Here is a 26,485-nt window from a genome sequence, read left to right as displayed (position 1 = left end):
CGGGGCGGCCGCACGTGCTGCGCCGGGCGGGGCTTTGTACGGGGCGTCCGTACGTGTTGCGCCGACCGGATCCCGGTACGGAGCGGCCGCATGTGTTCCGCCGGCCGGGGCCCCGTACGGTACGGCCGCACGCGTTCCGCCGGCCGAGGCCCCGTACGGTACGGCCGTCAGGAGCGGCACGATGACCGGCACGCTCCTCGGTCCCGCCGCCACCGTTCCGCGGAGTGCCGTCGCCCGTCTGCCCGGTGGCCTGCGGGTCACCGCCGTCCGGCTGGCCACGGTGCCCCGCGTGGAGGTGCGGCTCACGATGCCGCTCGCGCCCCGGTTCACCGGGCACGCCGCCGCGGACGCCGTCACCGGACCGGTGCGGGCGGCGCGAGCCGCTGTGCTCGCGGCCTGTGCGCTGCGCGGTGCCATGTGTGCGGACGGCACGCCCACGGAGACCGCGCTGGGGCGGGCCGGCGCGGACGTCGTGCCGCTGGCCGGCGCCGACCGCCTGGCGCTGCACGGCGGTGTGCTCGCCGGCGGCCTGGACGTCCTGCTGCGCGCCATGGCCGGTGCGGTGTCCTCGATGACGTGGTCCGACCACGACGTGGCGGCGGCGCGCACCGTGCTGGGCGGGCAGGCCGCGGTGGCCGGCAGGCAGTCCGCGGCGTCGGCCCGCGCGCTGCTCCACCGGCACGCTCCCGGCTGGGCCGGTGACCCGCAGGAACTGCCGACGCCGGAACTGATCGACGCGGTCACCTCCGAGCAGGTGTGCGAGCTGCACGCCCGTGCCCTCGTACCGGCACCCGCACGGCTCGTCCTGGTGGGCGACCTGGACCCGGACGAGGCCGTCGGCGCGGCCCAGGAGGCATTCGCGGGGTGGACCGGCCCGGCGGCAAGGACACCTGACGCCCTCGGGTGCGAGGGCCTCCCGCCCCTGCCCGCCACGGACTTCCCGTCCGGGACGGTCGGGCTGTATCCCGCCGTCCGGGAGAGCGTCGCGCAGGTGCTCCTGTGCGCGGCGAGCGACGACGAGCCGCTCACTCCGGCCCTGCGTCTGGCGGCCCTCGTATTCGGCGGCCACCCGGAGTCCCGGGTGATCACCCGGCTGCGCGAACGCCACGGCTACACGTACGCGGCCCGGTCCTGGGCGGAGAGCCGAGGAACCCCCGAGCCGGGATCCCGGTCCGGGGGCGGGTTCCCGCTGGGGCGCGGACACCGGCTTTTCATCGGCGCGGACACGGCGCCGTCCACGGCGCGTCCCCTGCTGGAGAGCCTGGGCGACGAGCTGGCACGGATGGTGACGGACCCGCCGTCGGCCGGTGAAGTGGAGCGCGCGTGCGCCCACTTCACCGGGATCTCGCTGATCGCGTGGTCGACCCAGGCGGGTCTGGCGGACGCGCTCGCGGATCCCTCGCCTCAGGCGCCGGCGGACCCGGAACAGCTCCGCGAACTGCTCGTGGCGCTGGCCCGTACACCTCCCGAGACCGTTGCGGCCGCCGCCCGCGGCGCCTTCGCTCCCGGCCGGTTCACGGGTGTGGTGACCGGCGCGGCGCCGGCACCAGGCGCCGGCCGCCACTGGCGGGTCACGACCTCAGCGGAGTGACTGCCGGAGCCGTCCCGAGAGCCCTCGTGGTGCGTTCGTCAGCGGTGCGTTCGTCAGCAGTACGTTCTTCAGCGGAGCTGGTCGAGCGCCTCGGTCGCGATCTTCTCGAAGGCTCCCTGGTCGGCCGCGAAGTCCGAGTCCGGGATGGGCCAGTGGATCACGAGCTCGGTGAAGCCGAGATCGCGGTGGCGGCCGGCGAAGTCGACGAACGCGTCGACCGATTCCAGCGGACGGTTGCGGTCCGGGGTGAAGCCCATGAGCAGGACCTTGTCCAGCGGCGCGGCGTCCCGGCCGATCTCGGCGCAGGCCGCACCGAGCCGCTCGATCTGGCCACGCAGCGCGGCCACCGACTGCTCCGCGGTGCCCTCCTCGAACAGCTTCGGGTCCCCGGTCGTCACCCACGCCTGTCCGTACCGGGCGGCCAGCTTCAGCCCGCGCGGTCCGGTGGCCGCCACCGCGAGAGGCAGCCGGGGCCGCTGCACACAGCCCGGGATGTTCCGCGCCTCGACCGCCGAGTAGAAGTTCCCCTCATGCGTCACCGCGTCCTCGGTGAGCAGCCGGTCGAGCAGCGGCACGAACTCGCCGAAGCGGTCCGCGCGCTCACGCGGCGTCCACGCCTCCTGCCCCAGCGCCGTCGCGTCGAAGCCGTTGCCGCCCGCCCCGATTCCCAGGGTGATCCGCCCGTCGGAGACGTCGTCGAGAGTGATCAGCTCCTTGGCGAGTGTCACGGGGTGGCGGAAGTTCGGGGAGGTGACGAGGGTGCCCAGGCGGAGGCGCTCAGTCGCTGTGGCGGCGGCCGTGAGGGTTGGCAGGGCGCCGAACCAAGGGCCGTCGCGGAAGGTTCGCCAGGAGAGGTGGTCGTAGGTGTACGCGGTGTGGAACCCGAGCTCCTCGGCTCGCTGCCACTTCGCGCGGCCCCCCTCGTGCCATCGGTCCACGGGGAGGATCACGGTGCTCAGGCGCAGACTCATGCCCCGAGCCTACGTGTCACCTCTCCGCCGGCCGGTCAGGCCGCCTGAGCGCTGGCTTCACGGGCATCCGGATGTGGGATTCGCTCCAGGTGCGGGATTCGCTCCGGGTGAGGGGTTCGCTCCGGGTCAGCCGGGCAGGCGCAGGAACTCCGGAGGCACCGCGGCCGTGAGCCAGACCCCGTTGGCGCTGACGCGGAAGGTGTGACCGGCCAGGTGCATCGCGCCGGTGTCCACCGACAGCACGACGGGCCTGCCGCGCCGGGCCCCGACGCGGGTCGCCGTCTCACGGTCCGGGGAGAGGTGGACGTGGGTGCGGTTCATCGGCCGCAGTCCCTCGCTCCGGATCGCGTCCAGGAACCGGCCGACCGTACCGTGATAGAGGTACGCGGGCGGCTCGGCCGGTGGCAGGTCCAGGTCCACTTCCACGGTGTGCCCCTGGCTCGCCCGGATGCGGCCGCCCTCGACGGCGAAGCGCTGCTTGTCGTTGGAGGCGACGACATGGTCGAGCTCGGCGCGGGTGAGCGGGAAGCGGTGGCGGGCCGTGGCCCGGAGCAGCTCGTCGATGGTCACCCAGCCGTGTGCGTCGAGCTGGAGGCCGATCCGTTCAGGTTGATGTCGCAGGTGCTTCGAGAGGTACTTCGACACCTTGACGGTGCGTCTTTCATCCATCCCTCCAGAGTGCCCGCGGCGCGGTCTCCGGCGCATCCGGATTCTGCCCGGGATTTACGGCAGCAATTTTTGTCCACAGGTTTGATCCACAGCCAACTCGGGTTATCCACAGGTAATTTGGCGATTCTGTGGACAAGTGGCGTGCGATTTAGTCTATTTGGTCAATTTGCTCCGTGTTGGCATGAGATGAGGCAAGTGAGTCCAATGTTCTTGCTTGTACCTCACGTTCAGTGGCCGCGGTGACAAAGGCGGAGGCATGTTCCCGGCCAACCAGCCGTTCCACCGCTGTGATTGTCGCGGGCGGCAGGGCCACCGGCACCGGCGGACGCGCCGCGGAACCCGAGGTGAAGGGCTCCTCCGCGGTGAGATGGTGCTCCAGATGACGTGTCGCGAACGTCCGCATCGCACGGGCGAGTTCGGCGTCCACCGTCTGCTGGGCGAGCGGACGGAGCCTGCGCACCATCGAGGCGGCCTCGGTCGCGGCAGCGTCCGTCGGCGGCCGGTGGCCGAGATAGCGGGCGAAAACGTGCTCGGTGGTGAACTCCAGGAAACGGGACGCTATCTGCTCGACCTGACCGCGAAGTTCCCTCAGATGCCCGGAGATCGCGCTGAGCGGGACGCCCGCCGCGTACAACTCCACCGCGACCGCGAGCTCCTGGGGGCTCGGCACCAGGAACTCGTCGTCGCGTCCGGGGATCGGTTCGAGCACGCCGAGGTCCACCGCCTCGGTGATGGCCTGCTCGTCCGAGGTGCCGCCGAACTTCTTCTCCAGCTCGGCCCGGGTGATCCGGTCCGCCCGTTCGTCGGTCCACGGCCCGTGCACCTCGGCGACGAGCCCGAGCACCCCGCCGAGCCCCCGGCCCGTGTCCCACGCCTCCAGCAACTCCTTGATGCTGGCAAGGGTGTAACCGCGGTCGAGCAGGCCGGCGATCTGCCGGAGCCGGGCGAGATGGGTCTCCCGGTACACATTGGCCCGGCCCCGCCGCTCCGGGGTCGGCAGCAGCCCGCGGTCCTGGTACGCGCGGATCGTGCGGACCGTCGCACCGCTGGCATGCGCCAGGTCCTCGATCCGGTACTCCGCGCCCGCCCGCCCGGCCGACGTCGGCTCCGGCCCGCTCACAGCGGCGGCTTCAGCCGGGCGATGCCGCGCAGCGCTCCGGGGCTGACCCGGGACAGGAACCGGGCGGCATGGGACTCCGGCGTCACCGGGACGACGGCCTGGTTGCGGACGACCGCCCGCAGGATCGCCTCGGCGACCTTCTCGGGCGGGTAGTTGCGCACCCCGTACAGCTTGCTCGTCCGTTTCCGCAGCCGCTGCTCCTCCGCCGCGTCGGTCCCGGCGAAATGCGCCGCCGCGGTGATGTTCGTGTTGACGATGCCGGGACAGACCGCGCTGACCCCGATCGACTTCTCGGCGAGCTCGGCGCGCAGACATTCGCTGAGCATCAGCACGGCGGCCTTCGACGTGCTGTACGCCGGAAGCGCGCGTGACGGCTGATACGCGGCAGCGGAGGCCGTGTTGACGATGTGGCCGCCCTGCCCGCGCTCGGCCATCTGCTTGCCGAAGAGCCGGCAGCCGTGGATGACACCCCAGAGGTTGACGTCGAGGACGTGCCTCCAGTCCTCGGTGGTCGTCTCCAGGAACGAGCCGGACAGCCCGATCCCCGCGTTGTTGACCAGCACGTCGACGATCCCGTACTCGGCGGCGACCTTCTCGGCGAGCTTCTCCATGGCCTGCTCGTCGCTGACGTCGACCGTCTCCGCCCAGGCGGCCGGTGCGCCTATCAGCCGGGCCAGCTCCGCCGTCCGGGCCGCACCGTCCGCATCCCGGTCCACGGCCACCACCCGGGCGCCCGCCTCCGCGAAGGCGAAGGCGGTGGCCCGGCCGATGCCGCCGGCCGCGCCCGTCACCAGGACGAGCTGTCCGCCGAACCGGTCCGCGTGCGCCCCCTTCGGCACGGTGTCCCGCACCGGGACCCCGCCCTGCAGAGCCTCCTCGTTGGCGGCGGCGAACTCATTGATCCAGGAGGCCAGCTGGTCGGGCCTGGTGCGCGGTACCCAGTGTTTGGCCGGCAGCGAGCGGCGGGTCAACTGTGGCACCCATGATTCGAGTTCGTCGTAGAGCTGCTCCGACAGGAAGATGTCACCGGTCGGTGTGATCAGCTGGACCGGCATATGCGCGTAGGCATCGGTGCGGGGCCTGCGCAGCCGGGACCGGACGTTGTCGCGGTAGAGCCAGGCCCCGTGCGCGGCGTCGTCGGGCAGGGACGCCGTCGGGTAGTCGCCCGGCGGCACCTTCTCCAGCCGCTCCAGAATGCCGGCCCACCGCTTGCCGAGCGGGCCGCGCCAGGCCAACTCCGGCAGGACCGGCGTATGCAGCATGTACACGTACCAGGACTTGGCGCCCTGGCCCAGCAGCTGGCCCACCCGGCGCGGAGTGGGCCTGGCCATCCGCTGCTTGATCCAGTGTCCGAAGTGGTCCAGGGACGGGCCGGACATCGAGGTGAAGGAAGCGATCCGGCCCTCCGTGCGGCTGACCGTCGCGAACTCCCAGCCCTGGACCGAGCCCCAGTCGTGCCCGACCACATGGACCGGCCGGTCCGGGCTCACCGCGTCGATGACGGCCAGGAAGTCGTCGGTCAGCTTCTCCAGGGTGAAGCCGCCGCGCAGCGGGACAGGCGCCGTCGAACCGCCGTGACCGCGTACGTCGTACAGCACGACGTGCCACTCTTCGGCCAGCTGCCGGGCGACCTGCGTCCAGACCTCCTTGCTGTCCGGGTAGCCGTGCACGAGCACGATCGTCGGACGCTCCGCCTCGCCCAGTTCGACGACACACAGCTCGATACCGCCCGTGGCCACCCGGCGCTCGCGCGCCCCCGGCAGATCCCGCAGACTCATGCCGCCACCCTCTCCTCGGCCCAGCGCCGCACATGCGGCAGATCGTCGTCCAGCCAGAAGGCGCTCTGCTCGGGGTCCCGTGAGTCGGTGACGACCAGGATCTCCTCGAACTTCGCGCCGGTACCCCGGAACCCGAGATGGGGTTCGACCGCCCACAGGCCCGGCTGCGGAGGATGGTCGGAGAAGCGGTACGGACTCCAGAGCGGCGACCAGCCGTCCCGGTGCCCGTGGACCGCGTCACTCAGCAGCCCCTTGAGCGACTGGGTGCCGAACCCGAACACCTGTGGCGACCAACGGCGTTCGGCCACCCGGTCGACCTTGTGGGCGATGACACCGAAGGGGTACGCGCGGTGCCGGTTGGCGTAGCCCTGCCTGATCATCAGGCGCTCGACGTCCTCGTATATCTCGCGCAGCGGGCGCCGCTCGCGCACCTCGCGCAGGATCAGCTCGCGGTGGACCTCCAGGTCGGCGAGCAGTCTGTCGTGCAGGGGGTTCAGCCCCAGGCAGCCGGAGTAGCCGATGTCCGCGGTGAAACCCTTGTACACCGGGGCCATGTCGAGGATGAACGGCATCCCCGGCTCCAGCTGCCGGTTGGTCGGGAAGAACTGCGGCGGCACCTTGAAACCGGTGAACGCCGTGCGGTCCCCGAACCAGGCGAAGGGAAGATGGAACCAGTCCCGCACCCCGCGCTGACGCAGCCACTCGCGCTGCATCCGGGCCGCGTCCCGCTCGGTCACCCCAGGCCTCAGACGGGCGGCGACCGCTTCCGCACAGGCGTACGCGAGACGCTGCACGTCTCTGAACCCCTGCAGCTCCGGGGCTCGTTCGTCGTTCACTCGCGAGGCCATGCCACCGTCCGTTCCCTGCCGTGTGCGGTACGTGCCCGTAACGTGACACTGATGAATGTGACAATGTCCGGCGGCTACGTCAAGAGGTGGGTGAGACCTGTGGACAACTCCGCGCCGCACCCGGCGCGACGGCCGGGAGCAGAGGGCCGGGACCAGCGGGCGGCCTCCTCCTTGACGGGGTCCCCCTACGGGTCCGTACATCTGGAGTCTGACGCGAATCCAGCCGCCAGGTCTGACGACCTGTGTGGCCCGCGCCACTACCGTCGATGACGTGACTGTCATCGCGACCGAAAGCCTGAGCATGCGGTTCCCCCGGGTAACCGCACTTGACCGGCTCTCCTTGGACATCGGCCCCGGCGTGACCGGGCTGGTGGGCGCCAACGGAGCCGGCAAGTCCACATTGATCAAGATCCTGCTGGGTCTGTCTCCCGCCACCGAGGGCCGGGCCGCGGTGCTCGGGCTCGATGTCTCGACCAGCGGCGCCGCCATCCGGGAACGGGTCGGCTACATGCCCGAGCACGACTGCCTGCCGCCCGACGTCTCGGCCACCGAGTTCGTCGTCCACATGGCCCGGATGTCCGGACTGCCGCCCACCGCGGCGCGCGAACGCACCGCGGACACCCTGCGCCACGTCGGCCTGTACGAGGAGCGCTACCGCCCCATCGGCGGCTATTCGACCGGTATGAAACAGCGGGTGAAGCTGGCCCAGGCCCTGGTCCACGACCCGCAGCTGGTCCTCCTCGACGAGCCGACCAACGGCCTCGACCCGGTCGGCCGCGACGAGATGCTCGGCCTGATCCGGCGGGTGCACACCGACTTCGGCATCTCGGTCCTGGTCACCTCGCACCTCCTGGGCGAACTGGAACGCACCTGCGACCACGTCGTCGTCATCGACGGCGGAGCGCTGCTGCGCTCCAGCTCCACCAGCGACTTCACCCAGACCACCACGACCCTCGCGGTCGAGGTCACCGACAGCGACACCCACCCCGACGGCACCGACGCGCTGCGCCGTGCCCTCACGGACACGGGGATCAAGCTGGTGGGTCTCGACGGTCTGGACACGGAGGGGCTGCCGGGGGCGGGCCACATCCTGCTGATCGAGGCGGCCGGCGAGGAGACGTACGACATCGTCCGCGACAGCGTCGCCGGACTGGGCCTCGGTCTCGTCCGGATGGAACAGCGACGCCACCACATCGCCGAGGTCTTCCGTACCGAAGAGGCACCGGCGGCGCAGGTCGTGGCGCAGACCGCGTCCGTGGCCGCCGGGGCCGTACAGCAGAAGGGGAGCGGGAGCGATGAGCACTGAGACCGGCGCCGCGATCGGGAGCGAGACCTCCCGGATCCACAACATCGGCTACCGCGCCTACGACGGCCCGCGCCTCGGCCGGGCCTACGCACGCCGCTCCCTCTACTCGCAGTCCCTGCGCGGTTCCTTCGGGCTCGGCCGTTCGGTCAAGTCCAAGGTGCTGCCCATGCTGCTGTTCGGCGTGATGTGCCTGGTGGCGGCGATCATCGTGGCGGTGGCCATCAACATCCCCGACTCGACGAAGCTGCCGGTCAAGTACACCTCCTACGCGATCTTCCTCCAGGCGATCATCGGGCTGTTCCTCGCCTCGCAGGCACCGCAGTCGGTCTCCAGGGACCTTCGTTTCAAGAGCGTGCCGCTGTACTTCTCCCGGCCGATCGAGCGGGGCGACTACGTCGTCGCCAAGTTCGCCGCCATGGCCTCCGCGCTCTTCGTGCTCACCGGCGTGCCGCTAGTCATCCTCTACGCCGGCGCGCTGCTGGCGAAGTTCGACTTCGGCGACCAGACCAAGTGGTTCGCCCAGGGAATGGTGTCGGTGGCGCTGCTGTCCGTGCTCTTCGCCGGCCTCGGTCTGGTGATGGCCGCGCTCACCCCGCGCCGGGGCTTCGGCGTCGCCGCCGTGATCGCCGTCCTCACCATCTCCTACGGTGCGGTCTCCACCGTCCAGAGCATCGCCTGGACGACGGGGTCCACCGGAGCCGTCCCGTGGCTGGGGCTGTTCTCCCCGATCACGCTGATCGACGGTGTGCAGACCGCGTTCCTCGGAGCCACCTCCGCCTTCCCCGGAGGGGAAGGCCCGGGGGCCGGTGCCGGAGTGGTCTATCTGATCGTTGTTCTCGCGCTCGTCGCCGGCTCGTACGCCGTACTGATGCGCCGCTACCGGAGGGTCGGGCTGTGACCACCATCGAGATCGACCACACCTCCCGCTGGTTCGGCAATGTGGTCGCCGTCAACGACGTGAGCATGACCGTGGGACCGGGCGTCACCGGGCTGCTGGGCCCCAACGGCGCGGGCAAGTCCACGCTGATCAACATGATGGCCGGATTCCTCGCCCCGTCCACGGGAACCGTCACGCTCAACGGCAAGGCGATCTGGCGCAACGAAGCCGTGTACCGGGAGATCGGCATCGTGCCCGAGCGGGAGGGCATGTACGACTTCCTGACCGGCCGCGAATTCGTGGTCGCCAACGCGGAACTGCACGGCCTCGGCGACGCCGAGGCGGCCGTCTCGCTGGCCACGGTCCAGATGGAGTACGCGCAGGACCGCAAGATCTCGACGTACAGCAAGGGCATGCGCCAGCGCGTGAAGATGGCCTCAGCGCTGGTCCACGACCCGTCCGTGCTGCTGCTCGACGAGCCGTTCAACGGGATGGACCCGCGCCAGCGGATGCAGCTGATGGAACTGCTGCGACGGATGGGAGAAGAGGGCCGCACGGTCCTCTTCTCCTCTCACATCCTCGAAGAGGTCGAGCAACTCGCCTCGCACATCGAGGTGATCGTGGCCGGACGGCACGCCGCGTCCGGTGACTTCCGCAAGATCCGCCGGCTGATGACGGACCGCCCGCACCGCTATCTCGTACGGTCCAGCGATGACCGCGCGCTCGCTGCCGCACTCATCTCCGACCCGTCGACGGCGGGGATCGAAGTGGACCTGAGCGAAAACGCCCTGCGCATCCAGGCGGTCGACTTCGGACGCTTCACCACGCTGCTGCCGAAGGTGGCACGCGAGCAGGGCATCCGGCTGCTGACCGTTTCGCCGTCCGACGAATCCCTCGAATCGGTCTTTTCCTATCTCGTAGCGGCCTGAGTAGTGGCCGATAAGGAGCTGTGAAGCGTCATGTACGACCCCACAGTCGCCCGGCTCACCTACCGGGCACTGCTCGGCCGGCGCCGGGCCGCCATCCTCTTCATCCTGCCCGCACTGCTGGTGATCATCGCGGTGGCGGTACGGATGTTCGCCGGGGCCGATGACCAGGTCGCCTCGGATGTGCTGGGCGGCTTCGCCATCGCCACCATGGTGCCGCTGATCGGCGTGATCGCCGGGACCGGAGCCATCGGTCCGGAGATCGACGACGGCTCGATCGTCTATCTGCTGGCCAAGCCGGTGACGCGGCCGACGATCATCTTCACCAAGCTGATCGTGGCGATCGCCGTGACGATGGTGTTCTCGGCGGTGCCGACCCTGATCGCCGGCCTGATCCTCAACGGCAACGGCCAGCAGATCGCGGTGGCCTACACGATCGCCGCCCTGGTCGCCTCGATCGCCTACAGCGCGCTGTTCCTGCTCCTGGGCACGGTCAGCCGGCACGCGGTCGTTCTCGGACTCGTCTACGCGCTGGTGTGGGAGGCCCTCTTCGGCAGCCTGGTCTCCGGTGCGCGCACGCTGAGCGTCCAGCAGTGGTCGCTCGCGCTGGCCGAGAAGGTCGGCGGGGGCGGCGCGATCACCTCGGACGTCGGATTGCCGCTCGCGACGGTCCTGCTGATCCTGGTCACCGTGGCGGCGACCTGGTACGCGGGCCAGAAGCTGCGCACCCTGAAGCTCGCCGGCGAGGAGTGAGCACAGAGACCCTGCGATGCGACAACCCCCGTCCGACGGACGGGGGTTGTCGTATGTCGGACAGTATTACGCGTAACTGTACGGATATCGGTTCGTTGTTCCGGATGCGTGGAGGCAACTGGAATCCGTGACGTCGAGCTTTCGTGAATCTAGGGAATGCCGATGCCGTGGGACACGCCTACGGGCGACACCCTCGGGTCGGCCATTGAGCAAGTGGCAACCGTGAGCGCCCTCCGCCCCTTGAGCCCGGGGAGAGGGCTGTCCCGCGTCGCTTTCACGATCGGAAGGCATGCTCATGCCCACGGAAATCGCCCTGCTCGAATCGCGCGCGCTGCGCGTCGAGCAGATGGAGCGCGTCGACGCTCTCGACAAGGTGAAGAGTCTTGTCATGCTCCCGGACGGAATCCATGTCCGCACCGAGGACGTGGCTCGTTACTTCGAAGTATCCACAGCCTCTGTCAGGAGGCTCACCGATCGCCATCAGAGCGAGCTCATCGAGAATGGGATGCGCGTGCTGCGCGGCTCTGAGCTGCGCTCTTTCCATAGCGACATGGTGTCGCTATGGGGAGACGAGCAGGCGGAAAGTTATCCACAGGCGGCCACGCAGCTCCGTCTTTACACCCGCAGGACCGTCCTCAACGTCGCGATGCTGCTCCGCGACAGCGACATCGCGCGCTGCGTCCGTACGTACCTTCTCGACGCCGAGCAGGACCTGCGGGCGGGATACGCCTCGCTCGAACACCGCGTCACCCGGGTCGAAAGCTGCCTGGCCGGAGTCGGCACCGCTCTCCAGGAACTGGGGCCGGTCCTCAACCGGATGTCGTTCCGGCTCGACAGCCTCGACCGGAGGCTTGAGGTCACTCAGCAGGTGGTCGGTGCCATGAGCGTGCGGCTGGGCGGGGTGTCCGAGGACATCGTCCGGCTCGACGGGCGGATGGACGAGCTGGCGCGCGGTCTGAAGGATCTGAGCCGCCGCAACAGGAGCCGCTGAGAACCCTGATGTCCGGTGTCACCCGGCACCCGCCGCCCGTAAATGGGTGGCACCGGACATCGGGTGCGCGGCACAGTAGCCGGTACGGCACCCGCCGGGTACGGCACCACAGACCGGGAGAGGAGCGCGGCGATGACCGAGAGTCCGAGTCCGTCGAGCTCCCAGCAGGGCGTGCCCGAGCGGGCGGCGCAGTAGTCAGCGACTGCTCCGCCGAGCCGCTTCGAGCAGCACGCCGGGGCGGCCGTTTCCAGCGCATCGCGCGCGGCCGCCCTCCCCCGGAGGATTGGCCGAGTGGTAAGGCAGCGGCTTGCTAAGCCGTCGTCGGGGAGAAAACCCCGCGCGCGTTCGATCCGCGCATCCTCCGCCTCAGGCAGCCGGCCCCGAAGACTGCTGGAGCAGCTGCTCCAGCACCATGGCGATCCCGTCGTCCTCGTTCGACGCGGTGACCTCGTGGGCCACGGCCTTCAGGTCCTCGTGCGCGTTGGCCATCGCCACACCGTGCCGCGACCAGGCGAACATCGGGATGTCGTTCGGCATGTCACCGAAGGCGATCGTGTCCGCCGCCTTCACCCCCAGCCGGCGCGCGGCCAGCGAGAGGCCGGTGGCCTTGCTGAGCCCGAGCGGCAGGATCTCCACGACTCCGGGGCCGGCCATGACCACGTCGACCAGGTTGCCGACGGCCGCTCGCGCGGCCTTCGCCAGTGCGTCGTCGTCCAGATCCGGGTGCTGGATGTACACCTTGTTGAGCGGGGCCGCCCACATCTCGGCCGGGTCCTGCACGAAGAGGGCCGGCAGCGGACCCTCCTGCACGCGGTAGCCCGGACCGACCAGCACCTCGCCGTCCAGCCCGTCACGGCTGGCCGCCATCGCCAGCGGACCGACCTCGGCCTCGATCTTGGACAGCGCGAGACCGGCGAGCTGCCGGTCCAGCGTCAGCGAGGTCAGCAGCTTGCGCTCGCCCGCGTGGTAGACCTGCGCGCCCTGGCCGCAGACCGCCAGGCCCTCGTAGCCCAGGTCGTCCAGGATGTGCCGGGTCCACGGGACCGCGCGGCCGGTGACGATGATGTGTGCCGCACCGGCCGCGGTGACCGCGGCCAGTGCCTCGCGCGTGCGCCCGGAGACCGTGTGGTCCTCGCGCAGCAGGGTGCCGTCGAGGTCGGTCGCGACGAGCTTGTAGGGGAAGGTCACTTGGCGACCGGCTCCAGCACTTCACGCCCGCCCAGGTACGGACGGAGCACCTCGGGCACCCGTACCGAACCGTCGGCCAGCTGGTGGTTCTCCAGAATCGCCACGATGGTGCGCGGTACGGCGCAGAGCGTGCCGTTCAGCGTGGACAGGGGCTGGAGCACCTTCTTGCCGTCGCGGGTGTCACGCATCCGGACGGACAGCCGGCGTGCCTGGAAACCGTCGCAGTTGGACGCGGAGGTCAGCTCGCGGTACTTGCCCTGGGTGGGGATCCACGCCTCGCAGTCGAACTTCCTGGAGGCCGAGGCCCCCAGGTCGCCGGTGGCGACGTCGATCACCTGGAAGGGCAGCCCGAGAGCGGTGAGCCACTGCTTCTCCCAGTCCAGCAGCCGCTGGTGCTCGGCCTGGGCGTCCGCCGGGTCGACGTACGAGAACATCTCGACCTTGTCGAACTGGTGGACCCGGAAGATGCCACGGGTGTCCTTGCCGTACGTACCGGCCTCGCGGCGGAAGCACGGCGAGAAGCCGGCGTAGCGCAGCGGCAGCTTGTCCGCGTCGATGATCTCGTCCATGTGGTACGCCGCGAGCGGTACCTCGGAGGTGCCGACCAGGTAGAAGTCGTCCTTCTCCAGGTGGTACACGTTCTCCGAGGCCTGGCCGAGGAAGCCGGTGCCCTCCATGGCGCGCGGGCGGACCAGCGCCGGGGTGAGCATCGGGATGAAGCCGGCCTCGGTGGCCTGGGCGATCGCCGCGTTGACGAGGGCGAGCTCCAGCAGTGCGCCGACGCCCGTCAGGTAGTAGAAGCGCGAGCCGGACACCTTGGCGCCGCGCTCCATGTCGATCGCGCCGAGCGCCTCGCCGAGCTCCAGGTGGTCCTTGGGCTCGAAGCCCTCGGCACCGAAGTCGCGGATGGTGCCGTGCGTCTCCAGGACGACGAAGTCCTCCTCGCCGCCGACCGGCACGTCCTCGTGGACGATGTTGCCGAGTCGCAGCAGCAGGCTCTTGGTCTCCCCGTCGGCCTCGGTCTGCGTCACGTCGGCCGCCTTGACGTCGGCCTTGAGCTGCTCGGCCTTCTTCAGGAGCTCGGCGCGCTCCTCCGGAGAGGCCTTGGGGATGAGCTTGCCGAGCGATTTCTGCTCGGAACGGAGCTCGTCGAACCGAACCCCGGACGACCTGCGCCGCTCGTCGGCGGAGAGAAGGGCGTCGACGAGCGCGACGTCCTCTCCACGGGCGCGCTGGGAGGCGCGAACACGGTCGGGGTCCTCACGAAGCAGGCGAAGGTCAATCACCCCTCCAGGTTACCGGTGTCGGCTTCCGTAGCTAGAACCGATATTGACAAGAGTGTCGCTTTGCCCGAATTGCCGGTATTGATAATGCTGATGAGGAATCCACGGCAAGCGCGTGGGTGTCACCGTCAATAAAGAGGCTCTATTCCCCTAAATGGGGCAGAAGGGTTCATGGATCTTGACGTATCGGCCTTGTCTGGAAAGGGAGTTGACCGTCGCTTGTCCACAGGGAGGGGTGGTTCTCAAAAGTTATCCACAGGCTGTGAGGAAGATCTGTGGACATGGAGGAGATCATTCCGAAAGTGGCGTGAAGGCTCATGGAATCCCGCTTCAAACCCGCCCTGCACGCTCGTTCGGGTGGGAATTGCTCGCTCTAAAGAGTTGATCAATGGAATTGGGGTGACACCGGACGTCCTGCTGGTCTGTGGATGGATCTGAGCGAACTGGGGAGATTTGTCGACCATGTCGCATTGCGGTGTCGACTTGTCCCCAGGTCGAGACTCGCGCCTGTGGATAACTTTTCCGGTGCCGACAATCCGCTGATCGCACCGGAAGAGCGGGCGCGGCAGGGCGGGCGCGGAAGGCGCGGAAAGGCAGGGGTGCGAGGCCGCGAGGGCGTACGGGGCGGTTGGGGTGCGACGGACCGAGGGCCGTCAGGCTCGCCCGTCCAGGTTCCGGGCCAGCCAGTCCGAGGCCACCGTGAACTCCGCGTCCGACGTACCCGCACGCAACGGGCCCACGTCCGCCGGCGTCACTCCGGCCCGCGGATACGAACCGAGGAAGCGGACGTTCGGGCAGATCCGCTTCAGCCCCATCAGCGCCTCGCCCACCCGGCGGTCGGAGATATGCCCCTCGGCGTCCACCGCGAAGCAGTAGTTCCCGATGCCCGCGCCCGTCGGCCGGGACTGGATCAGCATCAGGTTCACCCCGCGCACCGCGAACTCCTGGAGCAGTTCGAGCAGCGCACCGGGGTGGTCGTCGCCCAGCCAGATGACCACCGACGTCTTGTCCGCACCGGTCGGCGCGGCCGGCCGGGCCGGACGGCCCACCAGCACGAAACGGGTCTGGGCGTTCTCCGCGTCGTGGATCTCAGTCACCAGCGGTTCGAGCCCGTACGTCGCCGCGGCGAACTCACCGGCGAAGGCGGCGTCGTACCGCCCCTCCTGCACGAGCCGCGCACCGTCCGCGTTGGACGCCGCCGACTCCCATACGGCCTGCGGGAGATGCGCGGCCATCCAGTTGCGTACCTGCGGCTGCGCGGCCGGGTGAGCGGTGACCGTCTTGACGTCGGACAGCTTGGTACCGGGGCGCACGAGCAGCGCGAAGGTGATGGAGAGCAGCACCTCGCGGTAGATCATCAGCGGTTCACCGCTGGTCAGCTGGTCGAGGGTGGTGGTGATGCCGCCCTCGACGGAGTTCTCGATCGGTACGAGTGCCGCGGCGGCCGTGCCGTTCCGCACCGCGTCCAGGGCCGCCGGCACGGAGACCATCGGGACGAGCTCACGGGTGGCGGCTTCCGGGAGCGTACGGAGGGCGACCTCGGTGAAGGTGCCTTCGGGGCCGAGATAGGCGTAGCGCGTGGCGGACATACCGTCACCCTAATGCGCCATGGTGGCTCAGGACTCCACGATCAATGCGCCGTACCGGCTCAGGATTCCAACAACCGCTGCCCCACGTACTCCCCGGCCGCCGCACCGCCCGGTACCGCGAAGAGGCCGCTCGCCTCGTGGCGGAGGAACGGCGACAGGGCGTCTCCCCGGTCGAGTTTGCGCTGCACCGGCACGAAGCCCCGCAGCGGATCCGCCTGCCAGCAGATGAACAGCAGCCCGGCGTCCGGGGTGCCGTCCGCGGCGATGCCGTCGTGGTACGAGAACGGGCGGCGGAGCATGGCCGCGCCGCTGTTGCGCTCGGGCGAGGAGATCCGGGCGTGGGCGTTGTCGGGGATCAGGAGTTTGCCGTCGGGGCCCGCCTTGTCGAGATCCATGTCGGTGGTCTCGGTGCCGCCGCTCAGGGGGGCGCCGTCCGCCTTGCGCCTGCCGATGACCTGTTCCTGACTCTCGACCGGGAGCTTCTCCCAGTCGTCGAGCAGCATTCTGATCCGCCGGACGACCGCGTACGAGCCGCCGGCCAGCCATGCGAACGTCGCGTCATCGGCGCCGGACGGGACGAAGACGCGACGGTCGAAGTCGTTGTCGGCCGGTTTCGGATTACCGGTACCGTCGATCTGGCCCATCAGATTTCGGGCGGTCATCGGCCTGGCGGTGGCTCCGGGGGTGCGGTTGAAGCCGTTCATCTGCCAGCGCACGGTGGCCGTCGAAGCGGCCTCCTTCTGTACGGCCCGCAGCGCGTGGAACGCGACGAGCGCGTCGTCGGCGCCGATCTGCACCCAGAGATCGCCGTTGGAGCGGGCGGAGTCGAGGTGGTCGGCGGAGAACGGCGGCAGCGGGTCGAGCCCCGGTGGCCGGCGGCCGACCAGGCCCGTGCGTTCGAAGAAGGTGGCACCAAAGCCGAAGGTGACGGTCAGCGAGGACGGGCCGGCATCCAGCGCGATCCCGGTGTCGTGCCCCGTGCCGTCCGCCGCGCCACCGGCGGTGGGCTCGCCGGCCATCAGCCGCTGCGCGGCGGTGGACCAGCGGCGCATCAGGGCGGCCGCCTCCTTCCGGCCGGCGCCGGGGGCCAGGTCGAAGGCGATGAGATGGCCGCTCGCTTGGAGCGGTGTGGTGATCCCCGGCTGATGTTTCCCGTGAAACATCACCTCGGAGGAGCCGACGGAGGTCAGCGCGGTCGGCGCCTCGTTCCGCGTCGCGGCGTAGCCGGCCGCACCGCCGGCCGCCCCGAGCACCAGCCCGGTGGCCCCGGCCACGCCCGCGGTGCCGAGCAGCCGCCGCCGGGAGAGGGCGCCGGCGGTCCCGGGGCCGGGACTTGTCCCGGCATCGTTGCTGGTCCTCTTGTTCCCGGCGCGTGAGCCGGTTGAGCTGCTTGAAGTGTTTGAGCTGCTTGAGCTGCTTGAGCTGCTTGAGGGGTTCGAAGGGTTTGAAGGGTTTGAAGTGTTTCCGTTCACGATCCTGCTCAGCCGATCTTCACGTTCTTGTCGACCGTCGTCTGGTCGATGTCCGACGTCCGCACGGTCGCCGAGACGTTCCAGTCCCCCGCTATCGGGATCTGGACACCGGTGGATGTCCAGTGCCCCTCGGTCAGCCGGACCGGCACCACCGGAAGGGGCCCGATGTCCTTGGACTTCAGGGTGAGGGCGAGCTTCACCTCGGGGACGTCCATGGCCTTCCCGTTGGTGTCGTCGACCCAGATGTGGACCACATTGGTCCCGGTACGGCCGGGGTCGATGTCCATCCGGACCGTGCCCTTGCCGTTCTTGCCGCCGGTGTCGAAAGGCAGCGTGACGTTGACGGGGCCGCCCGCCGCGGGGGCGGCGGCCGCGTTCGACGCACGGGCCGCCTCCTCCTCGGTACGACCGGGCTCGGTCGAGGTCAGGATGGTGGTCACCGCCAGCAGAGCCACCGCGACGCCGACTTCGGCCAGCACCGAGCGGCGGAGGCCGGAGCGGTCGGGGTCGGCATCGCGCACCCTCCTCTTCTCGGCGGTTGCCACGGCGGCCTTCTGGCGGGCGAGCTGGACGGCCCGCGCCGGGTCCTGCGCCTTTGGCTCGGACGTGGACGTGGCCTCGGCGTTGGCTTCGGCTTGGGCCCCGGCCCCGGCCCCGGCCTCGGCGCTGGCTTCGGTTTCGGCCTCCGCCTCAGCCACCGGTGCCGCAGCCGCAGCCGCCGCCCCCGTGCCGGTCGCCAGCCTTCCCGTCCACCGGCGTGAGAACGATGCGACCCCGACGAGGACCGCGACGAGCCCCACCTTCACGAGCAGCAGCTGCCCGTACCCGGTATCGGTCAGCGCGGACCAGGAGCCGAGCTGGCGCCAGGACTGGTAGATGCCGGTGGCGGCGACCACGAGGACACTGCCGAACGCGATCCGGGAGAAGCGCCGTACGGCGTCGGCGGTGACGTCGGGGGTGCGGTACAGCGCGACCAGCAGGGCCGCGAGTCCACCCAGCCAGGTTGCCACGGCCAGCAGATGGAGTACGTCGACCGGCATGGCGATCCCCGGCTGGATGCCGGTCGACGCGTGCTCGGCGAGGGCCCAGGTCCCGGCGATCCCGGCGGCGATGACCGCGCCGCCGATGGCGAGGCCGAAGGTGAGGTCCTTCTTCTCGCGTTCGTCCTCGCGCTTCGCGTACGCCCCGAACAGCACGGCGACGAACAGCGCACTGGCGCCGAGCAGCAGCAGCCGCGAGACGAGTGCGGCGCCGGGCTTCGTGTCGAGGACCGCCTTGAGCCCGTCGAGGTCGAAGGCGTCCGCGAGCTTCCCGGAACCGGTGTAGGGGTTGCGCAGCAGCAGCATGGCGAGAGTGGCCGCGGTGATGGTCATCCAGCCGCGCACCACGAGGCGTTGCAGCGGGCGCGCGCCCGCCCCGCGCTGCCAGCAGGCCAGCACGAAGGCTGCGCCGCCCGCGAGCACGATGAAGCCGGCGTACGCGGCGTAGCGCGCGATCCCGTAGAGGGTGCCGACGAGGCCGCCCCCGGCCTCGTTGTCCGGGAGGGCGACGCTGGTCTCGGAGGGGGCACCGATGGAGAAGGTGAAGGCGCCGGAGACCGGATGGCTGTCGGCGGAGACGGCCTGCCAGGCGACGGTGTACGTGCCGTCGGGCAGGCCGGTGTGCAGGGCGACGCCGTACTTCACGGTGGAGCCGCTGTGCAGATCGAGCGGGGCGGCCTCGGTGTCGGCGCGCTTGCCGTTGGGGTCCAGGACCCGGATGGATCCCTCGTCCACGGCGACCTGCTCGGAGAAGGTCAGCGTGACCTGCTTGGGTGCGGTGTCGACCACCGCCCCGTCCTGTGGATCGCTCCCGGTGAGCGCGGCGTGAGCCGACGCGGGACCCGCGACCGCCAGCAGCAGACCGAACACCACGCCGACGAGAGCGGCGAGGAGTCCGGCCGCGGCGAGCGGCCGGCGTATGGCGGACACGGACGGGGGCGGCCCGAAGTGCGGGGCGGTGGCTGTCATGGTTTGTCAGTCCCTCACTGCTTCTTCGGGTTGTGGGTGGTCTCCTTCACGGGAAGGTCGACCTTGATGGGGCCGGCCTTCTCGAAGTGCAGCTCCATGGACACCTTCTCGCCCTGCTTGGGCTGCTGCTTGAGCTTCATGAACATGATGTGGTTTCCACCGCGTTCCAGGTCCAGCTCACCGCCCGCGGGTACCGGGAAGGACGTCACCATGCGCATCGCCTGGTTCTTCGTCTCGTGGATCGTGACGTCGTCCGAGAGCGGGCTGGTGACAGAGGTGAGCCGGTCGGAACTGCCGCCGCTGTTCTGCACGACGAGGAAGGCGGCCGCCATGTCGTTGACGGGCTGCGGCATGAACGCGCCGATGACCTTCAGCTCCGGCTCGCTGCCCGGGGAGGAGCACCCCGCCAGCGTCAGACCCGTGGAGAGGGCCAGGACGCCGGCGAGGGTGGTGCGGCGGTTCACGGCTTCTCCCCCTTGATGATCTTGGGGAGGTCCTTGGTGTAGTCGTCGGGCGTGGTGTCCTCGCTGTACAGCGCGTACCCCTTGTCGGTCTTCGGGGAGAACGCCATGACCTGCGAGCCGTGCATCGAGACGGTCGTGCCGTCCTTCTGCTTCTTCGGCGCGTCTATACCGATGCCGATCTGCCGGGCGCCCGCCTGGATGGTGGGGAAGTCGCCGGTGAGACCGATGAAGGACGGGTCCTGGGACTTGAGCCAGCTGCCCAGCGAGGACGGGGTGTCCTGTTCCGGGTCGGTCGTGACGAAGACGACCTGGAGCTTGTCCCGGTCGGCCTCGGGGAGGGACTTCTTGGCGACCGCGATGTTGCTCATGACGAGCGGGCAGACATCGGGGCAGTGGGTGTAGCCGAAGTAGATGAGCGTCGGCTTGCCCTTGGTCTTCTCGCGCAGGTCGTACTTCTTGCCGTGGGTGTCGGTCAGGACGAGATTCGGCTTGGTGAACGGAACGTCGAGCACCGTCGCGGCCTTGGTCTTCTCCTCCATCGAGACGTCGGCGATCGGCTTCTTGCTGTCGTTGTCACTGCCGCCGCAGGCGGACAGGGTGAGCGCGGCCGCGGCGACGAGCGCCGCGGCCAGCACAGACTTCTTAACCATGGAGCACTGATTCCTGATGGGTCGGTGGGGCGGGTGGGGCTTTTAGGGCTCGTGGGGCTTTTGGTTCTTGTGGGGCTTGTGGAGGGTCAGACGGTGCGCCGACGGCCGGCCAGGACGCCGAAGGCGACACCGGCGACGCCGATGGCGATGCCGACGATGCCGAGGACGCGGGCCGTGGTGTCGCTGGAGGAGGCCGCCGAAGCCGTCGTCGTCTCGTCCTTCGCCTGGTCCACGGCAGCGTTCTTGTCGTCGGAGCCGGCGGCCGCGGCGCCGTGCGCCTCGTCGGTGGCAGCCGTCAGCTTGAGGACCGGAGCGGGGCTCTCGGGCTCCTCGGCCCCGTCCTTCTGCTCCTCGATCCAGCGGACGACTTCCTTGTTGTCGTACGTCTGGATGGCCTTGAACACCAGCTGGTCGGCGTTCTCGGGGAGCTGGCCGACGGAGAGCGGGAACTGCTGGAAGCGGCCGGGCTCGATCTTGCCGCCGTCCGCGGTCCAGGTGACCTTGGAGACGGCCTCGTTGATCTTCTTGCCGTGCATGTCGAGCGGCTTGGCCAGCTTGCTCGTGGTGACGTCGATCTTCCAGCCGGGGATCGCCTGCGGCTGGACGGAGGCCAGCGGGTGGTCGGTCGGGAAGTTGACCTCGAGCTTGGTCGTCGCGGCGTCGTCGCGCTCGTTGGGGACCTTGAAGTTGATGACGGCGTAACCGCCCTTGGCGGCCTCGCCCTGCGGCTGGACGCTGACGTGGGCGGAGGCCGTACCGGCGAGGATCAGCACGGTGGACGCGGCGACGCCGCCGGCGAGGGCGATGCGGGAAACGTTCATGTCAGGGATCACTCCACAAAGCACGAAGGAAAGGTGCTCCGCCGCGCGGGTGCGCGACGGCATCGCGACACCTCTTCTCTCACGAGCGGCGTGCGTGCGCCGGCCCGAACCGGCACCGGAGAGGTGCCTGCGAGGGGCGCGCGTACATCGCGAGGAGGGCGTCGCGTCAGGCTGCGAGAGCGAATACGGGTGGCGGCCCGCGTCTGATCACCATGTGCTGCAAGGGGTCCCCGGTGGCCGGGGCCGGTGCGTCCACGGCCGTACGCGGGATGCGCGGCCCGTTCGTCGATCCGCCCGGCAGACCGGCGCGCAGGGCGGACACGAGGACGAGTGCCGCGCGCAGCGCCCGCAGCCGGGCTCCGGCCGCGATCTGCTGGGCGCCGTGCGCCGACAGCCGGGCGAGGCGGAACAGGGCGATCTCGCCGCGCCGCAGCAGCCAGCCGGTGGCCAGCGCCGCCAGCAGGTGACCGAGCAGCATGGGCAGGCTGGGGAACATTCCGGCGAGGCCGGCCGCTCCGGTGCCGAGCATGGCGTCGGAGGGGGCGGCGGCCATGTGCTGATGGGTCTGCCCGGCCACCGCCGCCGGGTCGATGCCCGCGGTGGTGACGATGCGATGGGCGTCGGTGGCGTTCAACTGCGCCGGGCCCGCGCCGCAGACGAGGCTCGCCGCGAACCGGATCAGCGAGTCGTCACCGGCCCCCGAGGGCTGTGGCGTCGCGGTGTGCGTACCGACACCGAAGAGCGTGTGCAGCGCGACCTGCCCGCCGGCCAGGGCCGCGGCGATCGACGGCAGCGAGCGTTCGCGTCCGGCCAGGGGTACCACCACCGCGAGAATCCCGAGGAAGCCGACGAGCAGGGTCCACCCGGGCACCGCCGTGCAGGAGGCCAGCGCGTGTCCTGCCGCGGACAACGCGACGCAGACCGCGGCGAACACCGCGGCCCTCAACAGCCGCAGACCGGCTCCGGCGCGTCCCACAGACGTAGACATGGCCGAGTCATCATCGCACTGCGCCCCCGGCCGCCGTACGGCAGGTCCGGAAGGTCACCTTCCGCCCGATTGGCTGCGTGCCGGGCTGTTGGGGATGGTTGCGGACGGGGTAGGAGCTGCTTTGTGGGCCGGGCATGCACAGGTGTGGCGAGCCCGGGTATCCGCCGAATGAGCGGTCTCACATCCCGTCTGTGCTTACGAACGGCATCGGGCGGCAATAGGTATCGGTATGTCGAGCCGCAGCCAGGAGGCTGGAGCATGAGCATTTGGTGGTCACTCCATCTGCGGCGCGAAGCTGCGAGCGTTCCGCTCGCCCGTCGTTTCCTGCTCGGCACCATGGAATCCGCGGGCGTGGACCCGGACATCTCCTTCGACCTGTCGGTCGCGCTCAGCGAGGCCTGCGCGAACGCCGTCGAGCACGGCGGGGCCCAGGGCGGCCCGGACGATGCCGGGGAGAACCGGGACCGGTGGGACGCCTGGGAAGAGCCGTCCGCTACGGCCTGCGGGCAGTACCGGGTCACCGCGTATCTGGACGGCGAGAAATGCCGTATCGAAGTCGCCGATTCAGGCCCCGGCTTTCCGGCCCGCCGCACACTTCGCGATGCCGCACAGCAACAGCAACCACAACAGCACCAGCAGGAACCGCAGCAGTACGACCTGCGGCAGTTCCAGTCACACCAGTCCGCGCAGCAGTCCGGGCAGCAGACCGGGCCGTACGGCGGGCAGCAGGCCGGTCATCCGCCGCTGGCCGCCGAGGGCGGGCGCGGTCTCTGTCTGATCGAGCAGCTCGCCGACCACGTCCACTTCGGCAACCGGCCGGGGCGCGGCGGTGCGGTGGTCAGCTTCGACAAGGTCCTGAAATGGCGGGAGGGCGCCCTGCTCATGGTGTCCTGAGCAGGGCGCCCTCCGGCGCGCGTCGACGGCCCTTGACCGGCCGGCGGCAGGTCAGCTCTTGAGCCGGGCCATCCAGGCCTCGACCTCGTCGGCCTGACGCGGCAGCTTGTCCGAGAGGTTCCGGTTGCCGTCTTCGGTGACGAGGATGTCGTCCTCGATCCGGACGCCGATGCCTCGGTACTCCTCGGGCACGGTCAGGTCGTCGGCCTGGAAGTAGAGACCGGGCTCGACGGTGAGGCACACCCCAGGCTCCAGCGTTCCGTTGACGTACGACTCCGTCCGCGCGGCGGCGCAGTCGTGAACATCCATGCCGAGCATGTGACCGGTGCCGTGCAGGGTCCACCGGCGCTGCAGACCCAGCTCCAGGACCTCGTCCACGGACCGGTCGCCGAGCAGACCCCACTCGACGAGCTTCTCGGCCAGGACGCGCTGCGCGGCGTCGTGGAAGTCACGGAAGCCGGCGCCCGGCTTCACCGCCGCGATGCCGGCCTCCTGCGACTCGTACACCGCGTCGTAGATCTTCCGCTGCAGCGGCGTGAACGTGCCGTTGATGGGAAGGGTGCGGGTCACATCGGCGGTGTAGAGGTCGGTGGTCTCCACGCCGGCGTCGAGCAGCAGCAGCTCGCCGGAGCGCACCGCGCCGTCGTTGCGTACCCAGTGCAGGGTGGTGGCGTGCGGGCCCGCGGCGCAGATCGAGCCGTAGCCGATGTCGTTGCCCTCGATGCGGGCGCGCAGGAAGAACGTTCCCTCGATGTAGCGCTCGCTCGTCGCCTCGGCCTTGTCGAGGACCTTGACGACGTCCTCGAAACCGCGCGCCGTGATGTCGCAGGCCTTCGCCAGCTCGGCGATCTCGAAGGCGTCCTTCACCACGCGCGCCTCGGAGAGGAAGACCCGCAGCTCCTCGTCGCGCTCCGCCGTGACCTTGTCGGTCAGTGCGGCCTCGATGCCGGCGTCGTGACCGCGGACGTTGCGGACCGGGCCGGTGGCCTCGGTCAGCGCGGCGGGCAGCTCCCGTACGTCCTTCGCCGGGAGGCCGAGCAGCTGCTCGGCCTCGGCGAAGGAGTGGCGGCGGCCGACCCACAGCTCGCCCTGGCCGTCGAGCCAGAACTCACCGTTCTCACGGTCCGAGCGCGGCAGCAGGTAGACGGTCGCCTCGTGGCCGCCGTCCTTCGGCTCCAGGACGAGGACGCCGTCCTGGGTCTGGTCGCCGGTGAGGTACGCGTACTCGGTGGAGGCGCGGAAGGCGTACTCGGTGTCATTGGAACGGGTCTTCAGCCGGCCCGCGGGAACGACCAGCCGTTCGCCGGGGAAGCGCGCGGAGAGCGCGGCGCGGCGGTCGGCGGTGTGCCCGGCCTGAGCGATCGGCTCAAGTCCGTGCAGCTCGGTGTCGGCCCAACCGGACTTCATGTTCGCGGCGAGTTCGTCGGAGACGCCTGGGTACAGGCCGTTCTTCCGCTGCTTGACCGGCTCTGCCTCTTCGGTCTCCGGGTTCTCCGGGTTCTCCGGGATGAGCTCCTCAGACACGTTCTGTCTCCTTGAGTACGACACTGGACCCCCTCCATCGTACGGGCGTACGGAAGGGGGCCCAGGGCCGGAAGACCTCTTACCCGGAGTGCTCGGATCAGCCGGAGCGCCCGGACTCAGCCGGGACGGCCCGGCGGCACCACGGGGGCGGGCGGCGGGGGCGGCTCGGCGCGGCTCATTCGAACCGCGCGGCCAGCAGGACCACGTCCTCCGTTTCGTCACCCTGCTCGGGGCCCTCGGGGAGCACGGTGCGCAGCACATGGTCGGCGACCGACGCGGCGTCGTGGCGCAGCGCCCTGGGGACGCTCGCCGCCGCCGAGTGAAGCCGGGTGAACGCCCGGTCCATGGAGTCCCCGGCCCGGCGCAGCAGGCCGTCGGTGTACAGCAGTACGGTCTCGCCGGGCGCCGGGGCGATCTCCACGCTCGGCGCCTCCCAGCAGGCGAGCATGCCCAGCGGTGCGGACAGGGTGGTCTCGACGTACTCGGTGCGCCGGTCGCCGACGATCAGCGGCGGGGTGTGCCCGGCCCCGGCCAGCAGGACCTTGTGGCGGGCGGGTTCGCAGTAGGCGAACAGCGCGGTCGCGGAACGGGCGGGTTCGGTCAGCCGCAACAGCAGCTCAAGATCGGAGAGCACGGCGACCGGGTCCTCGCCCTCCATCACCGCGTACGCCCGCAGGCCGGCGCGCAGCCGTCCCATCGCGGCCAGGGCGCTCGGCCCGGAGCCGCTCACCGAGCCGACGGCGAGCCCGAGCGCACCCTCCGGGAGGGCCAGCGCGTCGTACCAGTCGTTGCCGCCCTGCGGCGCGGCGTGATGGCGTACGGCCAGCTCCACGCCGGGGATCCGGGGCATCCGGCTGGGCAGGAGCTCCTCGGTGACGGTGGCGACATCGGTCCTGGCCCGTTCCAGTTCCAGCAGCCGGGCCAGGTGTTCGGCGGCGTACCCGGCGTACAGCCCCATCAGGTGGCGCTGGCGCTCCAGCGGCTCGGCGGGTTCGTCGTAGAGCCAGACGGCGGAGGCGAGCCTGCCGGTCCGGTCGGTGGTGATCGGCAGGGCGTAGCTGGCGGCGTAGCCGAGCCGGGCGGCGACCTCACGCCTGCGGGGGTCCAGGCCGGTGTCGCCGAGCAGGTCGGGGGTGGTCAGGGGGCCTTCGGGGTTGGGCAGACCTTCCAGGATGCGTCCGTAGGACGTGGCGCTGCGCGGCACCGTCTCGATCTGGCCGAGCTCGGCGTGGGCCAGTCCGAGGCCGATGGTGCTGACGGGGCCGCGGCGGTCGGACGGTTCGAACACGATCAGCCCGCGGCGGGCTCCCACCAGAGCGGCTCCGGCGTCGAGCAGCTCGTGAAGTGCGTCGTCCAGGCCGCTGGTTCTGGCCAGCCGCTCGGTGAGCTCGTGCAGCGTGGTGAGGTCGGAGACCCAGCCCGCCAGACGGTCTTGGATGAAGGCACTGGGGGCGGCGGGCACCTCGGAGAGAGGCCCGTCAACGTGCGTCGAAACCGGAACTGTGGGATCGATTCCAGCCACTTTCGGCAGGTGCGGGGCACTCATGTTCGCCGGCTTTCCGACTGGTGTGTTTCGTCGAATAGCATCGCAAACCCCCATGTCATTCTGCGCAGCTATCAGTGCATCCACATGTACACGCACAAGTAAGGCGATGTCCAGCATTGTCACCACAGGATTTGTGGTGTCCAAGTGATATCCAACTTGGCCAAAAAATGCACCCTGCGGCCGCTATTTGCGGTCGACTGGGTCTGCTCGGCAGGGGGTGCCCTCGG

23 protein-coding genes and 1 tRNA gene are annotated in these 26,485 nt (G+C 70.1%); 8 read left to right on the top strand and 16 right to left on the bottom strand.

The window, feature by feature from the left end; genetic code table 11:
• The first annotated feature begins 181 nt into the window (after positions 1–181).
• A complete protein-coding gene (locus tag ACZ6S6_RS17200) occupies positions 182–1,591 on the top strand; it encodes a M16 family metallopeptidase (RefSeq protein ID WP_469706128.1) in 1,410 nt (469 codons plus the stop codon).
• A gap of 68 nt (positions 1,592–1,659) precedes the next feature.
• Here the strand turns inward: ACZ6S6_RS17200 and ACZ6S6_RS17195 are convergent, their stop codons facing one another.
• The 5 genes from ACZ6S6_RS17195 to ACZ6S6_RS17175 all read right to left on the bottom strand — a co-directional run bounded on the left by ACZ6S6_RS17195 (position 1,660) and on the right by ACZ6S6_RS17175 (position 6,977).
• On the bottom strand, positions 1,660–2,562 hold the full coding sequence (locus tag ACZ6S6_RS17195; RefSeq protein ID WP_362953221.1) for an LLM class flavin-dependent oxidoreductase: 903 nt from the start codon (positions 2,560–2,562) through the stop codon (positions 1,660–1,662).
• 126 nt (positions 2,563–2,688) lie between these two features.
• Positions 2,689–3,231, bottom strand: a complete 543-nt coding sequence (locus ACZ6S6_RS17190; protein ID WP_469706127.1) for an RNA 2'-phosphotransferase — start codon at positions 3,229–3,231, stop codon at positions 2,689–2,691.
• A 148-nt stretch (positions 3,232–3,379) separates the two neighbouring features.
• Positions 3,380–4,351, bottom strand: a complete 972-nt coding sequence (locus tag ACZ6S6_RS17185; protein ID WP_469706126.1) for a MerR family transcriptional regulator — start codon at positions 4,349–4,351, stop codon at positions 3,380–3,382.
• A complete protein-coding gene (locus tag ACZ6S6_RS17180; protein WP_469706125.1) occupies positions 4,348–6,129 on the bottom strand; it encodes an SDR family oxidoreductase in 1,782 nt (593 codons plus the stop codon). Before ACZ6S6_RS17180 ends, ACZ6S6_RS17185 begins: the two co-directional genes overlap by 4 nt.
• The gene (locus ACZ6S6_RS17175; protein ID WP_362953217.1) at positions 6,126–6,977 is read right to left on the bottom strand and encodes a M24 family metallopeptidase; all 852 of its coding nucleotides are present in this window, start codon (positions 6,975–6,977) and stop codon (positions 6,126–6,128) included. Before ACZ6S6_RS17175 ends, ACZ6S6_RS17180 begins: the two co-directional genes overlap by 4 nt.
• 301 nt (positions 6,978–7,278) lie before the next feature.
• On the opposite strand from ACZ6S6_RS17175, the gene ACZ6S6_RS17170 reads away from it, so the two are divergent.
• The 6 genes from ACZ6S6_RS17170 (at position 7,279) to ACZ6S6_RS17145 (ending at position 12,194) form a co-directional block, all read left to right on the top strand.
• Entirely contained in the window at positions 7,279–8,283 is a 1,005-nt protein-coding gene (locus ACZ6S6_RS17170) for an ABC transporter ATP-binding protein (RefSeq protein WP_362953408.1), read from the top strand.
• Positions 8,273–9,181: an ABC transporter permease gene (locus ACZ6S6_RS17165; protein ID WP_469706124.1), complete on the top strand. Its 909-nt coding sequence runs from the start codon at positions 8,273–8,275 to the stop codon at positions 9,179–9,181. The genes ACZ6S6_RS17170 and ACZ6S6_RS17165 overlap by 11 nt, the downstream gene beginning before the upstream one ends.
• On the top strand, positions 9,178–10,089 hold the full coding sequence (locus ACZ6S6_RS17160) for an ABC transporter ATP-binding protein (RefSeq protein ID WP_362953215.1): 912 nt from the start codon (positions 9,178–9,180) through the stop codon (positions 10,087–10,089). The genes ACZ6S6_RS17165 and ACZ6S6_RS17160 overlap by 4 nt, the downstream gene beginning before the upstream one ends.
• Positions 10,090–10,119: 30 nt before the next feature.
• Positions 10,120–10,839 (top strand): ABC transporter permease, encoded by a 720-nt coding sequence (locus tag ACZ6S6_RS17155; protein WP_362953214.1) that lies wholly within the window; start codon positions 10,120–10,122, stop codon positions 10,837–10,839.
• A 295-nt stretch (positions 10,840–11,134) separates the two neighbouring features.
• Complete coding sequence (locus ACZ6S6_RS17150) at positions 11,135–11,830, top strand: hypothetical protein (protein WP_362953213.1); 696 nt, start codon at positions 11,135–11,137, stop codon at positions 11,828–11,830.
• A gap of 277 nt (positions 11,831–12,107) precedes the next feature.
• A tRNA-Ser gene (locus ACZ6S6_RS17145) sits at positions 12,108–12,194 on the top strand.
• Between the two features lie 2 nt (positions 12,195–12,196).
• Here the strand turns inward: ACZ6S6_RS17145 and ACZ6S6_RS17140 are convergent.
• The 9 genes from ACZ6S6_RS17140 to ACZ6S6_RS17100 form a co-directional block, all read right to left on the bottom strand.
• A complete protein-coding gene (locus tag ACZ6S6_RS17140; protein ID WP_469706123.1) occupies positions 12,197–13,018 on the bottom strand; it encodes an HAD family hydrolase in 822 nt (273 codons plus the stop codon).
• Entirely contained in the window at positions 13,015–14,304 is a 1,290-nt protein-coding gene (gene serS / locus ACZ6S6_RS17135) for a serine--tRNA ligase (protein ID WP_469706122.1), read from the bottom strand. Before serS ends, ACZ6S6_RS17140 begins: the two co-directional genes overlap by 4 nt.
• Positions 14,305–14,954: 650 nt before the next feature.
• On the bottom strand, positions 14,955–15,890 hold the full coding sequence (gene pheA / locus ACZ6S6_RS17130) for a prephenate dehydratase (RefSeq protein WP_024492880.1): 936 nt from the start codon (positions 15,888–15,890) through the stop codon (positions 14,955–14,957).
• Between the two features lie 59 nt (positions 15,891–15,949).
• Positions 15,950–17,362: an iron uptake transporter deferrochelatase/peroxidase subunit gene (efeB, locus tag ACZ6S6_RS17125; protein WP_469706121.1), complete on the bottom strand. Its 1,413-nt coding sequence runs from the start codon at positions 17,360–17,362 to the stop codon at positions 15,950–15,952.
• Between the two features lie 8 nt (positions 17,363–17,370).
• Complete coding sequence (locus tag ACZ6S6_RS17120; protein ID WP_469706120.1) at positions 17,371–19,371, bottom strand: copper resistance CopC/CopD family protein; 2,001 nt, start codon at positions 19,369–19,371, stop codon at positions 17,371–17,373.
• A gap of 14 nt (positions 19,372–19,385) precedes the next feature.
• Positions 19,386–19,835, bottom strand: coding sequence for a copper chaperone PCu(A)C (locus ACZ6S6_RS17115; RefSeq protein ID WP_362953209.1), 450 nt, complete (start codon positions 19,833–19,835; stop codon positions 19,386–19,388).
• Positions 19,832–20,485, bottom strand: a complete 654-nt coding sequence (locus ACZ6S6_RS17110; RefSeq protein WP_362953208.1) for an SCO family protein — start codon at positions 20,483–20,485, stop codon at positions 19,832–19,834. Before ACZ6S6_RS17110 ends, ACZ6S6_RS17115 begins: the two co-directional genes overlap by 4 nt.
• A gap of 86 nt (positions 20,486–20,571) precedes the next feature.
• Positions 20,572–21,306 (bottom strand): YcnI family copper-binding membrane protein, encoded by a 735-nt coding sequence (locus ACZ6S6_RS17105; RefSeq protein WP_469706119.1) that lies wholly within the window; start codon positions 21,304–21,306, stop codon positions 20,572–20,574.
• Between the two features lie 166 nt (positions 21,307–21,472).
• Positions 21,473–22,294: a hypothetical protein gene (locus ACZ6S6_RS17100; RefSeq protein WP_469706118.1), complete on the bottom strand. Its 822-nt coding sequence runs from the start codon at positions 22,292–22,294 to the stop codon at positions 21,473–21,475.
• 258 nt (positions 22,295–22,552) lie between these two features.
• Between ACZ6S6_RS17100 and ACZ6S6_RS17095 the strand changes: the two genes are divergently transcribed.
• Positions 22,553–23,188, top strand: a complete 636-nt coding sequence (locus ACZ6S6_RS17095) for an ATP-binding protein (RefSeq protein WP_469706117.1) — start codon at positions 22,553–22,555, stop codon at positions 23,186–23,188.
• A 51-nt stretch (positions 23,189–23,239) separates the two neighbouring features.
• Here ACZ6S6_RS17095 and ACZ6S6_RS17090 read toward each other — a convergent pair whose 3' ends face one another.
• Together ACZ6S6_RS17090 and ACZ6S6_RS17085 are read right to left on the bottom strand one after the other, a co-directional pair.
• Complete coding sequence (locus ACZ6S6_RS17090) at positions 23,240–24,712, bottom strand: aminopeptidase P family protein (RefSeq protein ID WP_469706116.1); 1,473 nt, start codon at positions 24,710–24,712, stop codon at positions 23,240–23,242.
• Between the two features lie 175 nt (positions 24,713–24,887).
• Complete coding sequence (locus ACZ6S6_RS17085) at positions 24,888–26,375, bottom strand: PP2C family protein-serine/threonine phosphatase (protein WP_469706287.1); 1,488 nt, start codon at positions 26,373–26,375, stop codon at positions 24,888–24,890.
• Positions 26,376–26,485: the final 110 nt, after the last annotated feature.

The organism is Streptomyces sp. NPDC048671, from assembly GCF_055587045.1.
Note: the sequence above shows the minus strand (reverse complement) of the source record. Positions and strands in the feature narration are given on the sequence as shown.

Bases quoted from the DNA above. Each gene is read 5' to 3' on its own strand.
- ACZ6S6_RS17195 (WP_362953221.1), bottom strand. From the start codon at position 2,562: ATGAGTCTGCGCCTGAGCACCGTGATCCTCCCCGTGGACCGATGGCAC.
- pheA (WP_024492880.1), bottom strand. From the start codon at position 15,890: ATGTCCGCCACGCGCTACGCCTATCTCGGCCCCGAAGGCACCTTCACC.
- ACZ6S6_RS17095 (WP_469706117.1), top strand. From the start codon at position 22,553: ATGAGCATTTGGTGGTCACTCCATCTGCGGCGCGAAGCTGCGAGCGTT.
- ACZ6S6_RS17110 (WP_362953208.1), bottom strand. From the start codon at position 20,485: ATGGTTAAGAAGTCTGTGCTGGCCGCGGCGCTCGTCGCCGCGGCCGCG.
- ACZ6S6_RS17180 (WP_469706125.1), bottom strand. From the start codon at position 6,129: ATGAGTCTGCGGGATCTGCCGGGGGCGCGCGAGCGCCGGGTGGCCACG.
- ACZ6S6_RS17165 (WP_469706124.1), top strand. From the start codon at position 8,273: ATGAGCACTGAGACCGGCGCCGCGATCGGGAGCGAGACCTCCCGGATC.
- ACZ6S6_RS17170 (WP_362953408.1), top strand. From the start codon at position 7,279: ATGCGGTTCCCCCGGGTAACCGCACTTGACCGGCTCTCCTTGGACATC.
- ACZ6S6_RS17190 (WP_469706127.1), bottom strand. From the start codon at position 3,231: ATGGATGAAAGACGCACCGTCAAGGTGTCGAAGTACCTCTCGAAGCAC.
- ACZ6S6_RS17085 (WP_469706287.1), bottom strand. From the start codon at position 26,375: ATGCTGGACATCGCCTTACTTGTGCGTGTACATGTGGATGCACTGATA.
- ACZ6S6_RS17105 (WP_469706119.1), bottom strand. From the start codon at position 21,306: ATGAACGTTTCCCGCATCGCCCTCGCCGGCGGCGTCGCCGCGTCCACC.
- ACZ6S6_RS17175 (WP_362953217.1), bottom strand. From the start codon at position 6,977: ATGGCCTCGCGAGTGAACGACGAACGAGCCCCGGAGCTGCAGGGGTTC.
- ACZ6S6_RS17100 (WP_469706118.1), bottom strand. From the start codon at position 22,294: ATGTCTACGTCTGTGGGACGCGCCGGAGCCGGTCTGCGGCTGTTGAGG.
- ACZ6S6_RS17155 (WP_362953214.1), top strand. From the start codon at position 10,120: ATGTACGACCCCACAGTCGCCCGGCTCACCTACCGGGCACTGCTCGGC.
- ACZ6S6_RS17120 (WP_469706120.1), bottom strand. From the start codon at position 19,371: ATGACAGCCACCGCCCCGCACTTCGGGCCGCCCCCGTCCGTGTCCGCC.
- ACZ6S6_RS17200 (WP_469706128.1), top strand. From the start codon at position 182: ATGACCGGCACGCTCCTCGGTCCCGCCGCCACCGTTCCGCGGAGTGCC.
- ACZ6S6_RS17150 (WP_362953213.1), top strand. From the start codon at position 11,135: ATGCCCACGGAAATCGCCCTGCTCGAATCGCGCGCGCTGCGCGTCGAG.